General features: G+C 58.1%; 16 protein-coding genes. All 16 read left to right on the forward strand.

Annotation, left to right across the window (positions count from 1 at the left end):
- Positions 1-6: 6 nt before the first annotated feature.
- The 16 genes from JFN91_RS05635 (at position 7) to JFN91_RS05710 (ending at position 17386) form a co-directional block, all read left to right on the forward strand.
- Positions 7-672: an acyltransferase gene (locus JFN91_RS05635; RefSeq protein ID WP_199388208.1), complete on the forward strand. Its 666-nt coding sequence runs from the start codon at positions 7-9 to the stop codon at positions 670-672.
- Positions 659-1759 (forward strand): DegT/DnrJ/EryC1/StrS family aminotransferase, encoded by a 1101-nt coding sequence (locus JFN91_RS05640; RefSeq protein ID WP_199388209.1) that lies wholly within the window; start codon positions 659-661, stop codon positions 1757-1759. Before JFN91_RS05635 ends, JFN91_RS05640 begins: the two co-directional genes overlap by 14 nt.
- On the forward strand, positions 1756-2883 hold the full coding sequence (gene wecB, locus JFN91_RS05645) for a non-hydrolyzing UDP-N-acetylglucosamine 2-epimerase (RefSeq protein WP_199388210.1): 1128 nt from the start codon (positions 1756-1758) through the stop codon (positions 2881-2883). Before JFN91_RS05640 ends, wecB begins: the two co-directional genes overlap by 4 nt.
- A gap of 130 nt (positions 2884-3013) precedes the next feature.
- A complete protein-coding gene (locus JFN91_RS05650; RefSeq protein ID WP_268898688.1) occupies positions 3014-4222 on the forward strand; it encodes a lipopolysaccharide biosynthesis protein in 1209 nt (402 codons plus the stop codon).
- A gap of 3 nt (positions 4223-4225) precedes the next feature.
- A complete protein-coding gene (gene asnB, locus JFN91_RS05655) occupies positions 4226-6124 on the forward strand; it encodes an asparagine synthase (glutamine-hydrolyzing) (RefSeq protein WP_199388212.1) in 1899 nt (632 codons plus the stop codon).
- 2 nt (positions 6125-6126) lie between these two features.
- A complete protein-coding gene (locus JFN91_RS05660; RefSeq protein ID WP_199388213.1) occupies positions 6127-7305 on the forward strand; it encodes a glycosyltransferase family 4 protein in 1179 nt (392 codons plus the stop codon).
- A 70-nt stretch (positions 7306-7375) separates the two neighbouring features.
- The gene (locus JFN91_RS05665; protein WP_199388214.1) at positions 7376-8620 is read left to right on the forward strand and encodes a hypothetical protein; all 1245 of its coding nucleotides are present in this window, start codon (positions 7376-7378) and stop codon (positions 8618-8620) included.
- Complete coding sequence (locus JFN91_RS05670; RefSeq protein WP_199388215.1) at positions 8621-9820, forward strand: glycosyltransferase family 4 protein; 1200 nt, start codon at positions 8621-8623, stop codon at positions 9818-9820. It begins immediately after the preceding gene.
- 32 nt (positions 9821-9852) lie between these two features.
- Positions 9853-10629: a TylF/MycF/NovP-related O-methyltransferase gene (locus tag JFN91_RS05675; RefSeq protein ID WP_199388216.1), complete on the forward strand. Its 777-nt coding sequence runs from the start codon at positions 9853-9855 to the stop codon at positions 10627-10629.
- A gap of 31 nt (positions 10630-10660) precedes the next feature.
- Positions 10661-11944 (forward strand): glycosyltransferase, encoded by a 1284-nt coding sequence (locus tag JFN91_RS05680; RefSeq protein ID WP_199388217.1) that lies wholly within the window; start codon positions 10661-10663, stop codon positions 11942-11944.
- A complete protein-coding gene (locus tag JFN91_RS05685) occupies positions 11941-12672 on the forward strand; it encodes a GNAT family N-acetyltransferase (protein WP_199388218.1) in 732 nt (243 codons plus the stop codon). Before JFN91_RS05680 ends, JFN91_RS05685 begins: the two co-directional genes overlap by 4 nt.
- Complete coding sequence (gene rffA / locus JFN91_RS05690) at positions 12669-13802, forward strand: dTDP-4-amino-4,6-dideoxygalactose transaminase (protein ID WP_199388219.1); 1134 nt, start codon at positions 12669-12671, stop codon at positions 13800-13802. The genes JFN91_RS05685 and rffA overlap by 4 nt, the downstream gene beginning before the upstream one ends.
- Complete coding sequence (locus tag JFN91_RS05695; RefSeq protein ID WP_199388220.1) at positions 13799-15031, forward strand: glycosyltransferase family 4 protein; 1233 nt, start codon at positions 13799-13801, stop codon at positions 15029-15031. Before rffA ends, JFN91_RS05695 begins: the two co-directional genes overlap by 4 nt.
- The gene (locus tag JFN91_RS05700) at positions 15031-15642 is read left to right on the forward strand and encodes a GNAT family N-acetyltransferase (protein ID WP_199388221.1); all 612 of its coding nucleotides are present in this window, start codon (positions 15031-15033) and stop codon (positions 15640-15642) included. Before JFN91_RS05695 ends, JFN91_RS05700 begins: the two co-directional genes overlap by 1 nt.
- A complete protein-coding gene (locus JFN91_RS05705; protein WP_199388222.1) occupies positions 15639-16790 on the forward strand; it encodes a DegT/DnrJ/EryC1/StrS family aminotransferase in 1152 nt (383 codons plus the stop codon). The genes JFN91_RS05700 and JFN91_RS05705 overlap by 4 nt, the downstream gene beginning before the upstream one ends.
- Positions 16787-17386 (forward strand): sugar transferase, encoded by a 600-nt coding sequence (locus tag JFN91_RS05710; protein ID WP_199388223.1) that lies wholly within the window; start codon positions 16787-16789, stop codon positions 17384-17386. The genes JFN91_RS05705 and JFN91_RS05710 overlap by 4 nt, the downstream gene beginning before the upstream one ends.
- Positions 17387-17427: the final 41 nt, after the last annotated feature.

The following is a 17427-nucleotide window of genomic DNA, read 5'->3' on the forward strand; positions in this document are numbered from 1 at the left end:
GGGGGCATGGATTACTTTGTTCATCAGTCATCCTACGTAGATGAAGGGGCTCAGGTAGGAGCTGGCAGCAAGATATGGCACTTCTGTCACGTCATGAGCGGTGCCACCATAGGGGAGCGCTGCAGCTTCGGCCAGAATTGTGTTATCTCCCCTGGTGTCAGCATCGGTTCGAATGTAAAGGTCCAGAACAACGTCTCCATTTATGAGGGGACCATCATCGAGGACGACGTTTTCCTCGGGCCTTCCTGCGTGCTCACCAACGTCACCAACCCTCGCAGCCAAGTGTTGCGTCGTGCGCTCTACGAGAGGACCCTGGTCAAGCGGGGAGCCTCGGTAGGTGCCAACGCCACCATCGTATGCGGCATTACCCTCGGGCGCTACTGCTTTGTTGCCGCCGGTGCAGTCGTGGCGAAAGACGTCCCTGACTACGCCATGATGGTCGGCGTCCCGGCACGCCAGAAGGGATGGATGAGTCGCCACGGACATCTGCTGAAAAGCCCGGATGCCAGCGGGACCATGACGTGCCCCGAGAGCGGACTGCGTTATCGAGAGGTTGAGCCAGGAGTACTTCGATGTCTTGACCTTGACGAGGAGGCGCCGCTTCCGGAGGAGATGGCGATAGGCAAGGAGTTCTATGACGTCTTCAAGGGAGCCAGCAATGAGAGCAATTGATTTCATCGACTTGAAGACCCAGCAGCAGTTGATTTTCCCGGATCTGGATCGACGCATGAAGGCCGTTCTCGCCCATGGACAATACATCATGGGACCAGAGATCGGCGCGCTGGAAGAGGAATTAGCCGCCTATGTCGGCGTCAGGCACTGCATCTCGGTGGCAAGCGGCACCGATGCGCTCCTCGTTGCCCTGATGGCGCTTGAGATAGGGCCGGGGGACGAGGTGATTACCTCTCCCTTCACCTTCATCGCCACCGGTGAAACGATCGTGCTTCTAGGCGCCGTGCCTGTCTTCGTGGATATTGACCCCGTGACCTACAATCTCGATCCTGCGAAGATCGAGCAAGCTATTACCCCCCGGACCAAGGCGATTCTTCCGGTGAGCCTGTATGGTCAGTGTGCGGATTTTGACCGAATCAACGAGGTGGCTAAACGCCACTGCCTCCCGGTCGTAGAAGACGCCTGCCAGAGTTTCGGTGCCACCTACAAGGGAAAAACCTCCTGTGCAGTTTCCAGCATTGGCTGTACCAGTTTTTTCCCATCCAAACCCCTTGGTGGCTACGGCGACGGCGGAGCCTGCTTCACGGATGACGATGAATTCGCCACTCGTATGCGTCAGATCAGGGTCCACGGACAGGACCGGCGCTACCACCACCCAAGGCTCGGGATCAATGGTCGCTTGGACACCCTGCAGGCCGCGATTCTTTTGGCAAAGCTGAAAGTTTTCCCCGAGGAGGTAAAGGCGAGGGGGAGGGTCGGTGCGAGGTACAGTGAACTCCTCAAGGATGTCTGCCAAGTGCCTGAAGTGGCTCAGGGCAGCACCTCGGTTTACGCGCAGTACACGGTGCAGGTCGAGAAGAGGGACGAGGTTCAAAAGAGGCTTTCCGAGGTTGGCATTCCCACCGCCGTGCACTATCCGGTGCCGCTGCACCTGCAGCCGGTCTTCGGCGAGTTGGGGCTCGGGCGCTGCTCTTTCCCTGTTTCGGAGTCGGCAAGCGACCGGGTCATGAGCCTGCCGATGCACCCTTACCTCGAAGAGGAAACCTTGGTTCGCATCGCCGCCGCTCTTCAGGAGGTGCTGCGGTGAAAATAGTCACCGTACTTGGCGCGCGTCCGCAATTCGTCAAGGCCGCTGCGGTGAGTCGCGCCATCGCTGCGCACAACGCAGCACAACCGGATTCCACCACCGTATTGCAGGAGGTCATCGTCCATACAGGCCAGCACTTCGACGAGAATATGTCCGACATCTTTTTCAGAGAGATGGAGATTCCGCCTCCTCATTACCACCTGGCCATCAACTCCGTCGGGCATGGTGCCATGACCGGTAGGATGCTGGAGAAAATCGAGGAGATACTGCTCGAGGAAAAACCCGATTTCGTGCTGGTATACGGCGATACCAACTCTACCCTTGCCGGAGCCCTCGCGGCCAAGAAACTCCACATCAAGGTGGTCCACGTAGAGGCGGGTTTGCGTAGTTTCAACATGAAGATGCCTGAAGAGATAAACCGTATCCTCACCGACCGCATCTCCGACATTCTTTGCTGCCCCACGGACACCGCCGTTCAGAACCTGATTAGAGAAGGGTTTGAGGTCCCTGCTGGTGGGAAGAGCTCCTCAAAGGGAGCCTTGGTGCTCAAGACCGGCGACGTCATGCAAGACGCCGCTCTTTACTACAGCACTATCTCCTCCGGGATGGCAGTCGTCTCGCAGCAGCTCGGACTGGTAAGTGGCCAGTTTGTTCTGTGTACAGTGCACCGCGCGGAAAACACTGACGACCCGCACCGGTTGATGGAGATCGTCGAGGCGCTGAATGAGATATCCCTGCAGATGCGAGTTGTACTGCCGCTTCATCCCAGGACGCGTAAAATCCTCACCCAGTGTGGCGCGCGTCTCAATTTCGACGCGATCGATCCGGTCGGCTATTTCGACATGATTGAGCTTTTGAAAGGCGCGAGGATCGTGATTACCGATAGTGGCGGTCTCCAGAAAGAGGCCTACTTCTTCGGCAAACCCTGCGTGACACTGAGGGACGAGACAGAGTGGGTCGAACTAGTTCAGCAGGGGGACAATGTACTTGCCGGGGCCAGATGCACGGTTATACTGGCCGCGTTTTCAGCCATGAAGGACAAGATGGTCAATGCAAAGGGCGGACTGTACGGACATGGGGCGGCAAGTCGAGACATCGTGAGAGCACTTGCCGCGGCAGTTTGACAACCTTGAGGAAAAGCGAGCAGTGAACGACTCCAATATCGTAGCATCAATGGAACCTGGCGAACCGATACCAGAAAATGGGGGAGCCGCAGTAAAGCATAGGAGTCTATGGCTCGCCTCTGCCTGGCTTATGGGCGGTTCACTGTTTGCGCAAATATTGACGGTTGCGACGATGCCCCTGGTTACCAGACTGTTCACGCCAGAGGATATCGGTTCGCTTTCCGTCTTTGTGACCTTTTATACAATGGCCTCTGCCTGTGCCTGTATGAGGTTTGACGGAGCTTTAATGGTTCCCGAAGACCTGGGTGAGGTAGACAGGCTGGTAGCGCTTTCAATATGGTCGACCATTACGGTTTCCTTTTTATCCGGCCTATTGCTAGCACTTTTATCCTACAAGAAACTTTTTGGGCTTGGTGTCCTGTCGCCATGGGCCGGTTGCTTTGCAGTCGCGGTGGTCTGCGGGTTAGGCCTCACCGCCGTCTTCCGTGCCTTGCGGCTCCGGGGGGGAGAGTTTTCGGTACTGGCAACCATTGGAGCCATGCGGAATTCTGCCAACATCGTGGTCAGGCTTGCCGGCGGGAGCTTCGGTTGGGGGATACCGGCTCTTCTTGCCGCAGAACTCGTTGCAGCGTGGGCAGCAATCAGACGGCTTGGCGGGAGGCAACTCCGCTCGTCTTTACAGTTGGCCTGTACCTCTAGTATGGCCGACCTCATTAAGACTGCACGCCGCTGGAGGCGATTTCCGCTCTATGAAATTCCCTCCCAGGTGCTGGACCAGATTGCCGCGGCCATCCCCCTGTTGATAGTGGCCGACCGCCTTGGTTCCGGCGCAGCCGGTCTCTATGCGGTTGCCACCAGATTCTCGACCTTGCCTAACACGCATATCGGGGCGGCGGTCGGTGATGTTTTTAGGAGCAGGTTTGCAGAGTACGTGCGCGCCGGCGAACGCCGTGCAGCGAAGCGCCTGTACCAGCGACTGATGGCTCGCACCGCCGGACTTGCACTCGTTGTGCTCGTGCCGATGCTTTGGCTTGTGCCCCAGTTGTTTGGTTTTGTATTCGGGCAGGCTTGGCTGCGCGCTGGGATGCTGGTGCCATGGATTGCAGCTTGGGGCGCCAGTTGCCTTGTAGTCAGTCCACTCAGCCCACTTCTCCAGATATTGCAGCGTCAAAACCTTAAATGGATCTATGACGGTAGTGTTATTCTGGCCACAGCAATCGCGGTCATCGCTGCTAGCGGCACCGACCTGGAGACACATGTTCGGCTGCTGTCAGTAGCAGGCATTGCTGGAAATGTCGTGTACTTTATAGTTCTTGATACAGCCGTCCGGAGAATTTAATTCATGTGTGGGATATTCGGGATTCTTACTTCACAACCCTCTGAGCAAGATCTGAGCTCTTCACTTGAGCTTCTGCATCACCGTGGTCCAGATGACTGCGGTGAGGTTTATTGGACGCCGGAGGGGGGGACACGTGGAACACGAGGGACCTGCCGTATTGCGCTAGGGCATCGGCGACTTTCCATTATTGACCTCTCGGCTGCCGGGAAACAACCTATGGCATCCCAAGACGGGCGCTGGTGGATTGTGTTCAACGGTGAGGTCTATAACTTCGTGGAACTACGCGCCGAACTCCAGCAGAGCGGCGTCAACTTTCGCACCAAGACCGATACTGAAGTGGTCCTGATGTCACTGATCCACTGGGGGGCGGAGGTAGCACTCGCGCGCTTTAGGGGGATGTTTGCTATTGCACTTTTGGACGCTGAGACCGGCGCGCTGTTGCTCGCTCGGGATCCGTTCGGCATTAAACCGCTGTATGTGTGTACGTGGCGTGACGGCATTGCTTTCTCCTCTGAAACGGCCCCGCTGCTCAAATTACCTGGCGTGGACAAATCACTTGACTCACAAAGGACATGGCTGTACCTCCGCTTCGGGGTCAACGATCACGGCCATGAAACGATGCTGGCGGGGATCCGCCAAGTGCCGCCTGCGCATTGGGGTGTCCTGCCACTGGGGGGAGATCTTCAAGAATCCTCCTTCATCCCATACTGGGATCCACAGAGGATCCCGGTGTCGACCCTAAGCTTCGACCAAGCTGTGGAGCAGGTGAGACATCTGTTCCTGAGAAACATCAACTGGCACCTGCGAAGTGATGTTCCTGTTGGGAGTGCCCTGTCGGGTGGCATCGACTCGTCCGCCATTGTCTGTGCAATCAGACACTTGCATCCGGACCACGAGATCCACACCTTCAGTTACCTGGCCGATCAGGCAAGTCTGAGCGAAGAGGTCTGGGTTGACCTTGTGAATTCGCATATTGGAGCCGTTGTCCACCCTATTAGGCCGTCCGCGGGCGACTTGGTCGCCGATCTGGAGCAACTGATGAGGTGCCAGGGAGAGCCCTTCGGGAGCACGAGCATCTATGCCCAGCACCGGGTGTTCCGGGCCGCGCACGAGGCGGGAATCAAGGTCATGTTGGATGGGCAGGGCGCGGATGAAATACTAGCGGGGTATGTCTCCTATCAGAGTGCCCGCCTAGCCTCGATGGTTAGCCAAGGGGAAATGGTAAGGGCGGTTCGTTTCCTCTTGGCCCAGCGCTCTTGGCCCGATCGAAGCCTTGGCACCGTTTTGATAGGAGGGCTGGGGCAACTGTTGCCCGACTTCGTGCGTCCTCTTGCGCGTAAGTTGGTAGGAAAATCGGATCGGCCAGGGTGGGCAAACATTCCTTGGTTCCAGGAACGGGGCGTGGACCTTAACTGCCCCTGGTACCATGGCCGGGGTGAAGGGCATTTGCGCAGCAACCTTCAAGAGAGTGTGGGCATCGGTTTGTTGTCGCTTTTGCGGTATGAAGACCGAAATTCCATGGCCTATTCCATTGAAAGCAGGGTTCCCTTCCTTACCGTAGATTTAGCCGAGCTTTTGCTCTCCTTACCGGAAGATTATCTGATAGGTGATGACGGGCTGAGTAAGCGTGTGTTCCGTGCTGCGATGCGCGGCATCGTCCCTGATCCAATCCTTGACCGGCGCGACAAGATCGGATTTGCAACCCCTGAATTGGCTTGGCTGCGCCAGCATGGAGAATTTCTGAGCCGTGCGTTGAAGCTCGCGCCTGCCGTCCCCTGTCTCAACCCCGATGGCGTGGTCTCCTACTGCAGTAACGTCATGTCGGGAGAGGTTCCCTTTTCCTTCCAAGTCTGGCGGTTACTGAACTTTATTCGCTGGCACAATTCCATTGAGGCACGCTAAGCATGCAACACATTCTTCACATTGTGCTCAACGAGTACACCAACGACAACCGGGTCAGGCGGGCTGCAGAGTGCGGAAGGGATACAGGTAGTGACGTCACTATTTTTGCTCTTGCTTCTCCTGTTCTTTCTGGACGCACAAATGAGCGGGGCATTGTTGTTTCTCGCTTTGCCCTGACCACGCGTTCCTGGCCAAAGCATAAGCTTGTGCAGCTTGTCAAATACGTCGAGGTTCTGATTCGGATGACTTTTGCTGGTGCACGGCTGCGCCCATCCATCGTGCACGCGCACGACGTCGACGCACTTCCTATCGGATGCTTTGTCGCCGCTCTGTCGGGCTCAAAACTAGTGTACGACGCACACGAACTTTGGGCAGATCCAGCCCACGCTAGAGTAATGCCGAAATGGATCTCAAAGGGGCTTGCTTACACTGAGCACCTCTTCGCCCGGCGCGCCGATGCCTGCATCACGGTTTCGGAGAGCATTGCGACTTATATGGCGACGCATCAACGAATCCCTCACCCGGTGGTGGTGCGAAACGTCCCGGAAGCTTGGCCCGAACAGCGGCAACTCAAGCTTCGGACCAGTCTCTCAATACCCCAGGACAAGGTGATCATCTTGTACCAGGGAGCCATTGGCGGTGATGGGATCGGTACCCTGGTCGACGCTTTTCGCAAGCTAAGCGGAGATCCTATACTCGTATTTCTAGGCAACGGGCCTCTGGTTGAGCATCTGCGCAATTCCCTGGCTGATCTTGGGCAGCGCGTCCGGTTCCATCCTTTTGTTTCTTCTCAGGAACTCCCCAGTTTTACCAGCGATGCTGACATAGGGGTGCATCCTATGGCCGCAGGATTTCTGAATCACCTCTGGGCGCTTCCCAACAAGCTTTTTGAATATATCCAGGGCGGCCTCGCGGTGGTTGTCTCCGACCTGCCCGAAATGGCGAGGGTAGTTAGTGACCATAATATAGGGCTTACGTTCAAACCTGGTGACGCCTCCGCATTGGCACTGGCTTTACAGACGCTGGTCGACGATGCAGTGCTGCGTAACAGATACCGGGAGTCAGCCCGCAGCGCGGCGAAAGTTCTCAACTGGTCCAAGGAGCGCGAGCGCCTTGAAGCAATGTACGGGATGTTGAAAGGTAAGAAACCTATTGCGTGTACGTCGAACGATACTGAGTAACTGGTGTGCGGTCTTCACCCTGGTCGCAGTGTATTACGTAGTACTAGTTTCTCTACTGCTGATTTTAGGGGTGGACGAACGGGTGCTCGGCAGTGCCGAGTGGCTTCCTATGCGCTTTGCCGGCGGACTGCTGATCGCCCTTCTTGGTGGAATCTCACTAGCCATCGCCGGGTCCCGGAGAACAACTCCCAGCACACTGTTTTTGACCTTCCAGCTCGCTTTTGTTCACCTGCCAAGCTGCGCGTTGTGCGCGGTGCACAGGGGGCTCCCACTTTGGTTCACACTGATGACGGCGTGTCTCCTGACGCTGATGGGGCTATCGGTCCGGCGCATCGCCGCGTGGCTCAATATCGGCTATCCCGTTCTGTTGAGAGTGCTGGTGGCGATTCCGCTTGCAGGATGGGTGGCGTATGCAGCCATCATCTACACGCTTGCCATTCTGCAGAACAAGTTATCCTTTGCTTCGGTATTCAATTTGGAAATTCTTTATGACTTCCGCGCCGAGGTGTTCTCGAATTTCGATCAGCGTGCTCTGACTGCGCTGGGGGCCTTGGGGTACTTCTGTTTCCCTCTGCTCATGATATTTGCGCTTAGGAACAAAAGCTGGTTAAGCATGATGCTGCTCCTCGTTCTCGTGGTGCTGCTTTACGGTCTCACTGGAATGAAGGCATATTTGGCCGTGCCTGTGTTTACTGTTGTTACCTTCTACATGTCCCAGAAGTACCAATCGGCCAGTTTTTTGTCTCATTTTTTGTTGCTTTTAATGATTTTCTTCGCTTGTGCTGCTTTGCTGGGGTTCTATCTCAACTCGCCATGGCCGCTGGCGTTGTTTTTCAGCCGCGGCGCGGTGACACCGGGGGAACTGCATATTATCTATGGTGATTACTTCGCCGACACTGCTCGTCTCCCGATATGGCAGATCTTGCGGAAGGTGATGCCCGGAGGTGGGGAACTGAACTGGGCTGAATTGATCACCAAAGAGATATTTGGTGGCAACGTCGGGCAGGGAGAAGGGGCAAACACAGGGATGATTGCCTCCTCTTTTGCAGTTTACGGTCTACTGGGGGTTGCTTTTCACTTCCTGGTAATGCTGGTGGTTTTGGCTCTGTTGGACAGATTTGCCCTCCGCGACAGGCACTTCTGGATTGCCTATGCGGCCATTCCGTCCTTGTTTCTGTTGACGAACATGGAGCTGATTTCAAATCTAATCTATTACGGCCTGGGGTTCTCTCTTATGCTTACCGTTTGCATGACCTCAAGGGAACGCCGAGGTCAAAGTCGACTGGATGGCCCTATAGAATTCTCAGGAGCTTGAATGCGAATCGTAATACTTACTGAAACATTTGCTAAGCACATGAGCTACCTCGGGAGCATGTTGCCCAAGTATCTGGCGCGTTGCGGGGCTGAGGTGCATGTCCTTTCTCTTGGCCTTCAACCTTACTATTACCTGCAGGACTTCAAGCAGACCTACGCCCAGTTTCACGATGCTGGTGCCGTGCAGGGTGGGGCTGAGTTGTATGACGGCTACACCATCCATACTATGCCCCACTGCAAACTGCTGGGATATGTGTATATGAAGCACCAGTTAGCTAAGCTGAGGGAACTATCCCCTGACATAGTGTACTCACTGTCGGCAATAGGTTGGCTCCCTTTGCTGGCTGCTATAGGCCGGAATGCAATTGGGTACAAGCTCTTCACTGGTAGCCATACAACCGCAAGTACTTTCCCACTGGCGCGCTCTAGCGCCCCTCTCTGGAGCAAAGAACGACTCAAGTGCTTTATTTTGCGCTATCTCCCTGGTCGCTTTATCAGTCTGATGACAGAGAAATGTCACGGCCCCACCAGCGACTGTGCCGAGATTGCCTGGCGCTTCTTTGGTGTGCAGAAAAAGAAAGTCGAGGTCATGCATCTGGGGGTTGATACTGAGGTCTTTTATCCCATTGCAACTGATGCGACGGCACAGGAGCGCAGGTACACAAGGGATAAACTGGGCTTTCGGGACGATGAAGTCGTCTGCATCTATACGGGCAAAATGACCGAGGTTAAGAACGCTGTGATACTCGCAGAGGCTGTAGAGGTTCTGCGGTCAGAGGGATATGGCTACCGTGCCCTCTTTATAGGAGATGGCGTGCAGAAGGAATTGATACAGAGCTATCCCTCCAGTGTCGTTCTTGACTTCATGCCCTATCAGGGGTTGGGGATTTACTACCGCGCGTCAGACATCGGCGTCTGGCCTACCAACGAGAGCACTTCCATGCTGGATGCGGCTGCCTGCGGGATCCCGCTGGTGGTAAGTGACGGTATTGAGTACCGCGAGCATGTCGATGGCAACGGGATGGTGTTTAGGATGAACGACCTGGAGCATCTGGTCACGACACTTAAGTCGCTGTACGATGCTGACACACGGAAACGTTTGGGCAGAGCAGGGGCGCAGAAGATGGCGGAGCGCTTTAGTTGGCACCTTGTGGCGTCAAGGCGTCTAGAGGAGTACCGCCAAGCAGTATTGCAGAAATAGCCACGGGTATTTACGAGCAGGAGGAAGACGGAATGCTTAAGGACGCACTAAAGAGGGCCTTGGAGAAGTCGGGGTACCAGGTTCGTAAAAAATCTCCCCTCTACAGGGAACTAGAAACAGAGGCTGCTGCCGAGATCGCTACCATCCGGCCGTACACTATGCTCTCTCAGGAGCGGCTCCTGACCCTGTACGATCAAGTTAGATTTTGTGAGCACACTGGCCTGCCAGGGTGCTACGTTGAATGCGGAGTGTGGAAAGGTGGCTCTGTAGGCTTAATGGCACTCGCCAACCTGAGATATGGCCGTACCCGCAGAATGATTCACCTGTTCGACTCATTCCAGGAAATTTGTGAGCCTGATGTTTTGGTTGATGGGGCTCGCGCGGTGAACGAGGTGAAAAAGCACTCCACAGGTGGCGTGAGCGGTAAACTGCAACCCCTGACCGGGATCTATGACTCGTTCGGCGGCCCCGGTACACTCGAAGGCAACAAGGACCTGCTCGAGGGGGTTATTGGCTATGATCCTGGGTTCCTGCAGTATCACCAAGGGTGGTTCCAAGAGACGCTGCCTTTGGTCAAAGATATCGGAGAGATCGCGATACTGCGACTTGACGGTGACTGGTACGCGTCCACGAAAGTCTGCCTGGAGCATCTTTACGATAAGGTGGTGACAGGCGGTTTCATCATCATCGACGACTACGGGGCATACGACGGCTGCAGAAAGGCCGTGGACGAGTTCATACGAGATAACGGCATAAAGGCTTATCTTAGCTACGTAGACATGGACTGCAGATACTGGATCAAACAGTGAGACCTTCGCTGTTTTTACCAAAAGGGACTGCATGAAGATCCTACACTTAAGCAGCTACGACTTCGGCGGCGCCGGCATGGCCGCCTACCGTCTGCATTGCAACCTGCGCCGGGCCGGCTTCACCTCCAGGATGCTGGTCGCGCAAAAACGTGAGGCGGACGACGACGTGCTGCAGGTCGGGGTGGATGCGCCCTCTTCGCGCCTGGGGACCTTCCTTTCCAAGGCCCGGTTGAAGTTTTGTTCGGATCAGGACTACTACTTCCAGGACCAGACCCGCTCCCTGCTGGCGCAACCAGGGCGGATCCTGGAAAAGGTCGGCTTCACCCCCGACCTGATCGTGGTGCACTGGGTCTCCAACTTCGTGTCGGCCGCCGATGTGAGGACCCTGAGCCTTTCGTGCGGGGCACCGGTGATCTGGTACCTGCTGGACATGGCGCCTCTAACCGGCGGCTGTCACTACGCCTGGGATTGCACCGGCTACTTTGATGCCTGTGGCAGCTGCCGTGCCCTTCGCTCCATAAACTGCTATGACCGCTCCAACGAGATCTGGCGCGAGAAGGCGGAGGCGCTGGAGGGAATCGAGGTGGCGGTCGCCTCGGGCAGCGGCTGGCTGGACCGGCAGGCGCGCAACTCGTCGCTGTTTCGGGGACGAGAGGTGCGGAAGGTACTGCTCTCGGTCGACCCCGAGGTTTTCTGTCCATGCCCCAAGCGTGACGCGCGCCAGGAACTGGGGCTGCCGCAGGATAAAAAAGTGCTTTTCTTCGGCAACCAGGGGCTGGGGCTCAAGCGCAAGGGGATGGCGGAACTCATAGAGGCCTTGAGGCTTCTCTCCCTTGATCCCTCTTTTGACGTCGGGTCGATGGTGGTTGCCGTGGCGGGGTCGCTCCCGGCGGACTTCGAACTGCCGCTGCCGTTCAAAGGGCTCGGCTTTCTGAAGGGGGACCGCATGCTGGCCCTGGCCTACCAGGCTGCCGACGTCTTCGTCTGTCCCTCCATCGAGGACTCCGGGCCGATGATGATCAACGAGTCCATCATGTGCGGCACCCCGGTCGTGGCCTTCGAGATGGGGGTGGCTCCTGACTTGGTGCAGCCGGGCCGTACCGGCTACCGGGCACGTCTTGGCGACAGCGCCGATCTCGCCCGCGGCATACGAGAGCTGCTCGCCCTTGCCCCCGGGGAGGCGGCTGTCATGTCGGCGCGCTGCCGGGAGCTCGGGCTTGAACTACTCCACCCTGACCGCCAGGTGGATGCATTCCGCGACCTGATGCTGGCGGTCGACAACAGGCGGCAGGCCACCCGCGGGGGGCAACCATGACCATGCACGAGACGCTTGACTGGGACACCGGGTTCTTCGGTTTCAAGGTGGCGCGCATCCTTCCCGAGAGGCTGCAGTCGGCACAGTTGCAAACTGCTCTGGCCGAACTGGAGCGTGAAGGGGTGACGCTGGCATACTGGGCCTGCGACCCGGATGACCTCGGCTCGCAGCAGGCCGCGCTGCAGTCGGGAGGTTTCCTGGCCGACCGCAAGGTCACCTACTGCATCGATGCGGCAACCATGCGCGACAGGGGGATACCCCCCAGTGGGAGTTCGGTGGAGCGCTACGTCGACGAGGTAACCACGCCGGAGCTCGAGGAGTTGGCGCTGCAGGCCGGCGTCTACTCCCGGTTCCGGATCGATCCGCGCATGCCGCGGGAGAAATTCGAGGAACTCTACCGGATCTGGATCCGCAACTCCGTCAATGGCAGGATCGCCGACCAGGTGCTGGTGGCCAGGGATGCCGGAAAGATAGTCGGCATGGTGACCGTGGGACGCAAGGGGGATCGAGCCGACATCGGCCTGGTCGCCGTGGACGCCTCTATGCGTGGCAAGAAGCTCGGGGGGGCGCTGGTCCATTCCGCCCAGCAGTGGGCGCTGCACAACGGCTTCGAGGTAGCGCAGGTGGTGACCCAGGGAGATAACCTCGCCGCGTGCCGCCTTTACGAAAAGTGGGGCTACAAGGTTGATTCGATTCGAAACATCTACCATTTCTGGAGTTGCCCATGAAGATTCCTTTTAACAAGCCGTACTTCACCGGGATGGAAACCGAGTACATCAGGCAGGCGGTCGCCAGCGGCAAGATCTCCGGCGACGGGCTTTTCACCAAGAAATGCCAGGCCCTGCTTGAAAAAAGCTACGGCTTCGGCAAGACACTTTTGACCACCTCCTGCACCGACGCCCTCGAGATGGCCGCCATACTCTGCGACATAGAGCCGGGCGACGAGGTCATCGCCCCGAGCTACACCTTCGTTTCGACCGTCAACGCCTTCGTCCTCAGGGGGGCGAAGATCGTCTTCGCCGACAGCGAAGAGCGCACCCCCAACCTGGACGTGCGCCGCATCGAGGCCTTGGTAACGCCGAAGACCAAGGTGATCATTCCCGTGCACTATGCGGGGATGGCGTGCGACATGGACCCCATCCTCGAGTTGGCTGAAAAGCGCGGGCTGGTAGTGGTGGAAGACGCGGCACAGGCCATCGATTCCTGCTACCGGGGCAAGCCGCTGGGGTCGCTGGGACACCTGGCCGCATTCTCCTTCCACGAAACCAAGAACGTGATCACGGGCGAGGGAGGGATGCTGGTGGTCAACGATCCCCGGTTCGAGAAACGAGCCGAGATCATCCGCGAAAAGGGGACCAACCGCTCGGCGTTTTTCAGGGGCGAGGTAGACAAGTACGGTTGGGTCGACATCGGCTCGTCCTTTCTCCCTTCCGACATCATCGCGGCCTTTCTCTATGCGCAGCTCGAGCATATCGAGGAGATACAGAGGCGGCGCAAGCAGATCTGGAACCAGTACTACCAGGGACTCGCCCTGTTGGAAGAGAGGGGGGATGCCCTGCTGCCGGTATTGCCGCCCTATGCCACCAACAACGCCCATATGTTCTACCTCGTCTGCCGCAACCTTCGCGACCGGAGCGGACTGATTGCGCATCTCAAGGAGCAGGGCATCCTCGCGGTGTTCCATTACCTTTCCCTGCACAAGAGCCCCTTTTACCAGGACCGGCACGACGGCAGGGAACTCCCTAACGCGGACCGCTACAGCGATTGTCTGGTGCGCCTCCCCATGTACTACGAACTCACCGACGATCAGATCGCCGAGATCATCGGCAGCGTGCTTCGCTTTTACGGCGCTAAATGAAGGTTGTCATCATTTGTCAGTGGTTCCCCCCCGAGTACGCTCCCATCGGGGTGATGCTGAACGAGCTCGCCCGGGATCTCTCGGAAAAAGGGCACCGGGTTACCGTCATCACCGGCTTCCCGAACCACCCCAAGGGGGAGGTCTTCCCTGGCTACCGCAAGAGGCTCTTTTCCGAGGAGGAATCGGCCGGGGTGCGTATCGTGCGCTGCTGGCTTTATACCTCCCCCAGGAAAACCATCTTCAGGAGACTGCTGAACTTCGCCTCCTTCGCGGTCACGTCCTTTTGGGCGGCGCTGCGCCTGGAGCGGCAGGACCTCTTGTTCATGGTCTCCCCGCCGCTCTCCAACGGAATTATCGCCCTTTTGTTGAAGCGGATCAGGAAGCTCCCCTTCGTCTTCAACGTCCAGGATATCTACCCCGACGCAGCTATCAGCACTGGCGTGATACGAAACCCGCTGCTCATCCGCTGGCTCAAAAAGGCCGAGAGCGCCATCTACCATGAAGCGGAGCAGGTGGCGGTCATTTCGGAAGGTTTTAGGGAGAACCTGGCCGGGAAGGGGGTGCCGGACAAAAAGATCGCCGTCATACCGAACTGGATGGACACCCGGGAGATCGTCCCCCTTCCGCGCGACAACGACTTCGCCCGGGAGCACGGCCTGACCGACCGCTTCGTGGTGCTTTACTCCGGCACCATCGGGCTCATCTCCGGCGCGGAGATCCTGGTGGAATGCGCGCAGAAACTCGCCCAGCGCCCCGAGATCCGCTTCGTTCTGGTCGGAGAGGGGGCCGTTAAGGAAGTGGTGGCCCGCAGGGCGCAAGAACTGGGGCTTGACAACATGCTCTTTCTCCCCCTCCAGTCACGCGAGCGTCTGTCGCAGGTACAGTCGACCGCGGATGTCTCGGTGGTGACACTTTTGAAGGGCAAGGGGATGACCTCGGTTCCCAGCAAGGTCTTGGGGTACCTGGCCGGGGCGCGTCCCGTTATCGCCAGCGTGGACGCCGAAAGTGACACCGGGCGGTTCATCGAAGCCGCCGGCTGCGGCCTGTGTGTCCCCGCCGAAGACGCGGACAGTCTGGCCCGGGCCATCGAGTCCCTGTACCTGGATCGGGACCGCGCGGCAGAGCTCGGCAGGTGTGGGCGCGAGTACTTGATCTCTCATTGCGACCGCAGCGTGGTCACTGCGCAATACGAGGCGTTCTTCCGGGAATGCTGCCAGGAGGGAAACTGATGATACGACACATGGAGCCTGCCGACGTTCCGACCGTTGTTTCGGTGCACCTGCAGAGCTTTCCTGGGTTCTTCCTTTCCTTTTTGGGGGCGCGCTTTCTGGCGCTGTACTATCAGGGCATCTGTACCGCCCCCGAGGGGATCGCGCTGGTCTACCTTAACGGCAACGGCGCACCCGCCGGTTTCGTCGCGGGGACGGCCAACCCGCGCGGCTTCTACGGACGGCTTCTCAAGCGGGACGGGATCAAGTTCGCCTTCGCCTCGCTGGGGGCTCTTTTCAGACGTCCGACGGTGCTGTTCCGTCTGCTGCGGGCCCTGACCCACCCGTCCGACAACCCGGTGGGCGAGGAGGTGGCGGGGCTCTATTCCATCGGCGTACTTCCCGAGCTTCAGGGGAGCGGTGCGGGTAAGAAACTCGTGCAGGCCTTCCTGGAGCAGGCCGCGCAACGGGGGTGCCGGAGGGTCTTTCTCACCACCGACCGCGACAACAACGATCCGGTCAACGGCTTTTACCACAGCCTCGGTTTCTCGCTAGAGCAGCAGTATGTCACCCCGGAAGGAAGACGGATGAATCAATACTGGATATCCCTCGCAGACAGGAAGCAACCATGACCACTTTTCTCCCATTTGCCCTCCCCGAGATAGGTGAGGAAGAGATCAACGAAGTTCTCGACTCGCTCCGCTCCGGCTGGCTTACCACCGGCCCCAAGACTAAGCGTTTCGAAGAGGAATTCGGCGCCTTCATCGGAGCCGGTACCGAGGCTGTCGCGGTCAACTCCGCTACAGCCGGGCTCCATCTGGCCATGGAAGCGATCGGCGTCGGACCGGGAGATGAGGTGATCACCACCCCATACACCTTCACTGCCACCGCCGAAGTGGTGCGCTACCTTGGTGCCGATCCGGTTTTCGTCGACATCGACCCCCGGACCTTCAACATCGATCCCGCCAGGCTGGAAGCCGCGATCACCCCGCGCAGCAAGGCGATCGTCCCGGTGCACTTCGCGGGACTTGCCTGCGACATGGAAGCCATCCTGGCCGTCGCCAGGCGGCACGGGCTGAAGGTGGTGGAGGACGCGGCACACGCCCTGCCGGCGACTTGTGGCGGCAGGATGGTAGGCTCCCTGGGCAGCGATGCCACCGTGTACAGCTTTTACGCCACCAAGACCATCACCACTGGGGAAGGGGGGATGGTGGTTACGCGGGATCCCGCCATCGCCAAGCGTTGCCGCGTCATGCGCTTGCACGGCATCAGCCGCGACGCCTTCGACCGCTATACCTCGAACAAGCCTTCCTGGCACTACGAGGTCGTCGCGCCCGGCTGCAAATACAACATGACCGACATCGCCGCCTCCATCGGCATCCACCAGCTGAAAAAGGCCTGGTCGTTCCAGGAAAAACGAAGCTCCATGGCGGCCTGGTACGACGCCGCCCTTGCCGACCTGCCGGTGGAGCTCCCGCCACATCCGGCGCCCGGTGAAACCCACGCGTGGCACCTGTACGTATTGCGCCTAAAGCATGACGCCCCGGTGCACCGCGACCGCTTCATCGAACTCATGGCCGAGCGGGGGGTCGGGTGCAGCGTGCACTTTATCCCGCTGCATCTGCACCCCTACTGGCGTGACCGTTATGGATTCCAGCCGGAGGACTTCCCCCACGCCTATGGCAACTATCAACGGTCGGTGAGCCTCCCCATGTACACCAGGATGACCGAGGCGGACCAGCAGCGGGTAGCCGCAGCGGTGCGGGAAATCCTGGCATGATCAAGCGGCTTTTTGATTTGTTCTTCGCAGGTATGGGGCTAATCCTTTTGGCGCCGCTTTGGCTGTTGGTCGCCTTCTGGATCAAGTACGATTCTCCCGGTCCGGTCTTTTTCAGGCAGGAGAGGGTGGGCAGGTTCGGCACCCCTTTCAGGATCTTCAAGTTCAGGACCATGTGCCTTGACGCCGAGGCAAAGGGGCGCCAGCTTACGGTGGGGGACGATCCCCGCATCACCCGTTCCGGCGCATTTCTACGAAAATACAAACTGGACGAACTCCCCCAGTTGCTGAACGTCGTGAAGGGCGAAATGAGCCTGGTGGGGCCGCGTCCTGAGGTGCCACGCTATATCTCGCTCTACCCGGACGAGTTGCGTGAAATCGTGCTCTCGGTGCGGCCGGGCATCACCGATTACGCCTCCATCGAGTACAAGGACGAAAATACCATTCTCGGGCAGGCTGAAGACCCGGATCGGGCCTATGTTGAGGAAATCCTGCCCGTGAAAATCGGCTACTACGTGCGCTATATCATGGAACGCTCCTTCTGGGTCGATCTCAAGCTTATCTTGGCTACTTTGGTTGCCATTGCCGGCAAGAGGTGACACGGTGTCCTTTGCTACAACCTGTTTAAAAAATCACTCCT

Source organism: Geomonas anaerohicana, from assembly GCF_016458305.1.
GTDB lineage: Bacteria > Desulfobacterota > Desulfuromonadia > Geobacterales > Geobacteraceae > Geomonas > Geomonas anaerohicana.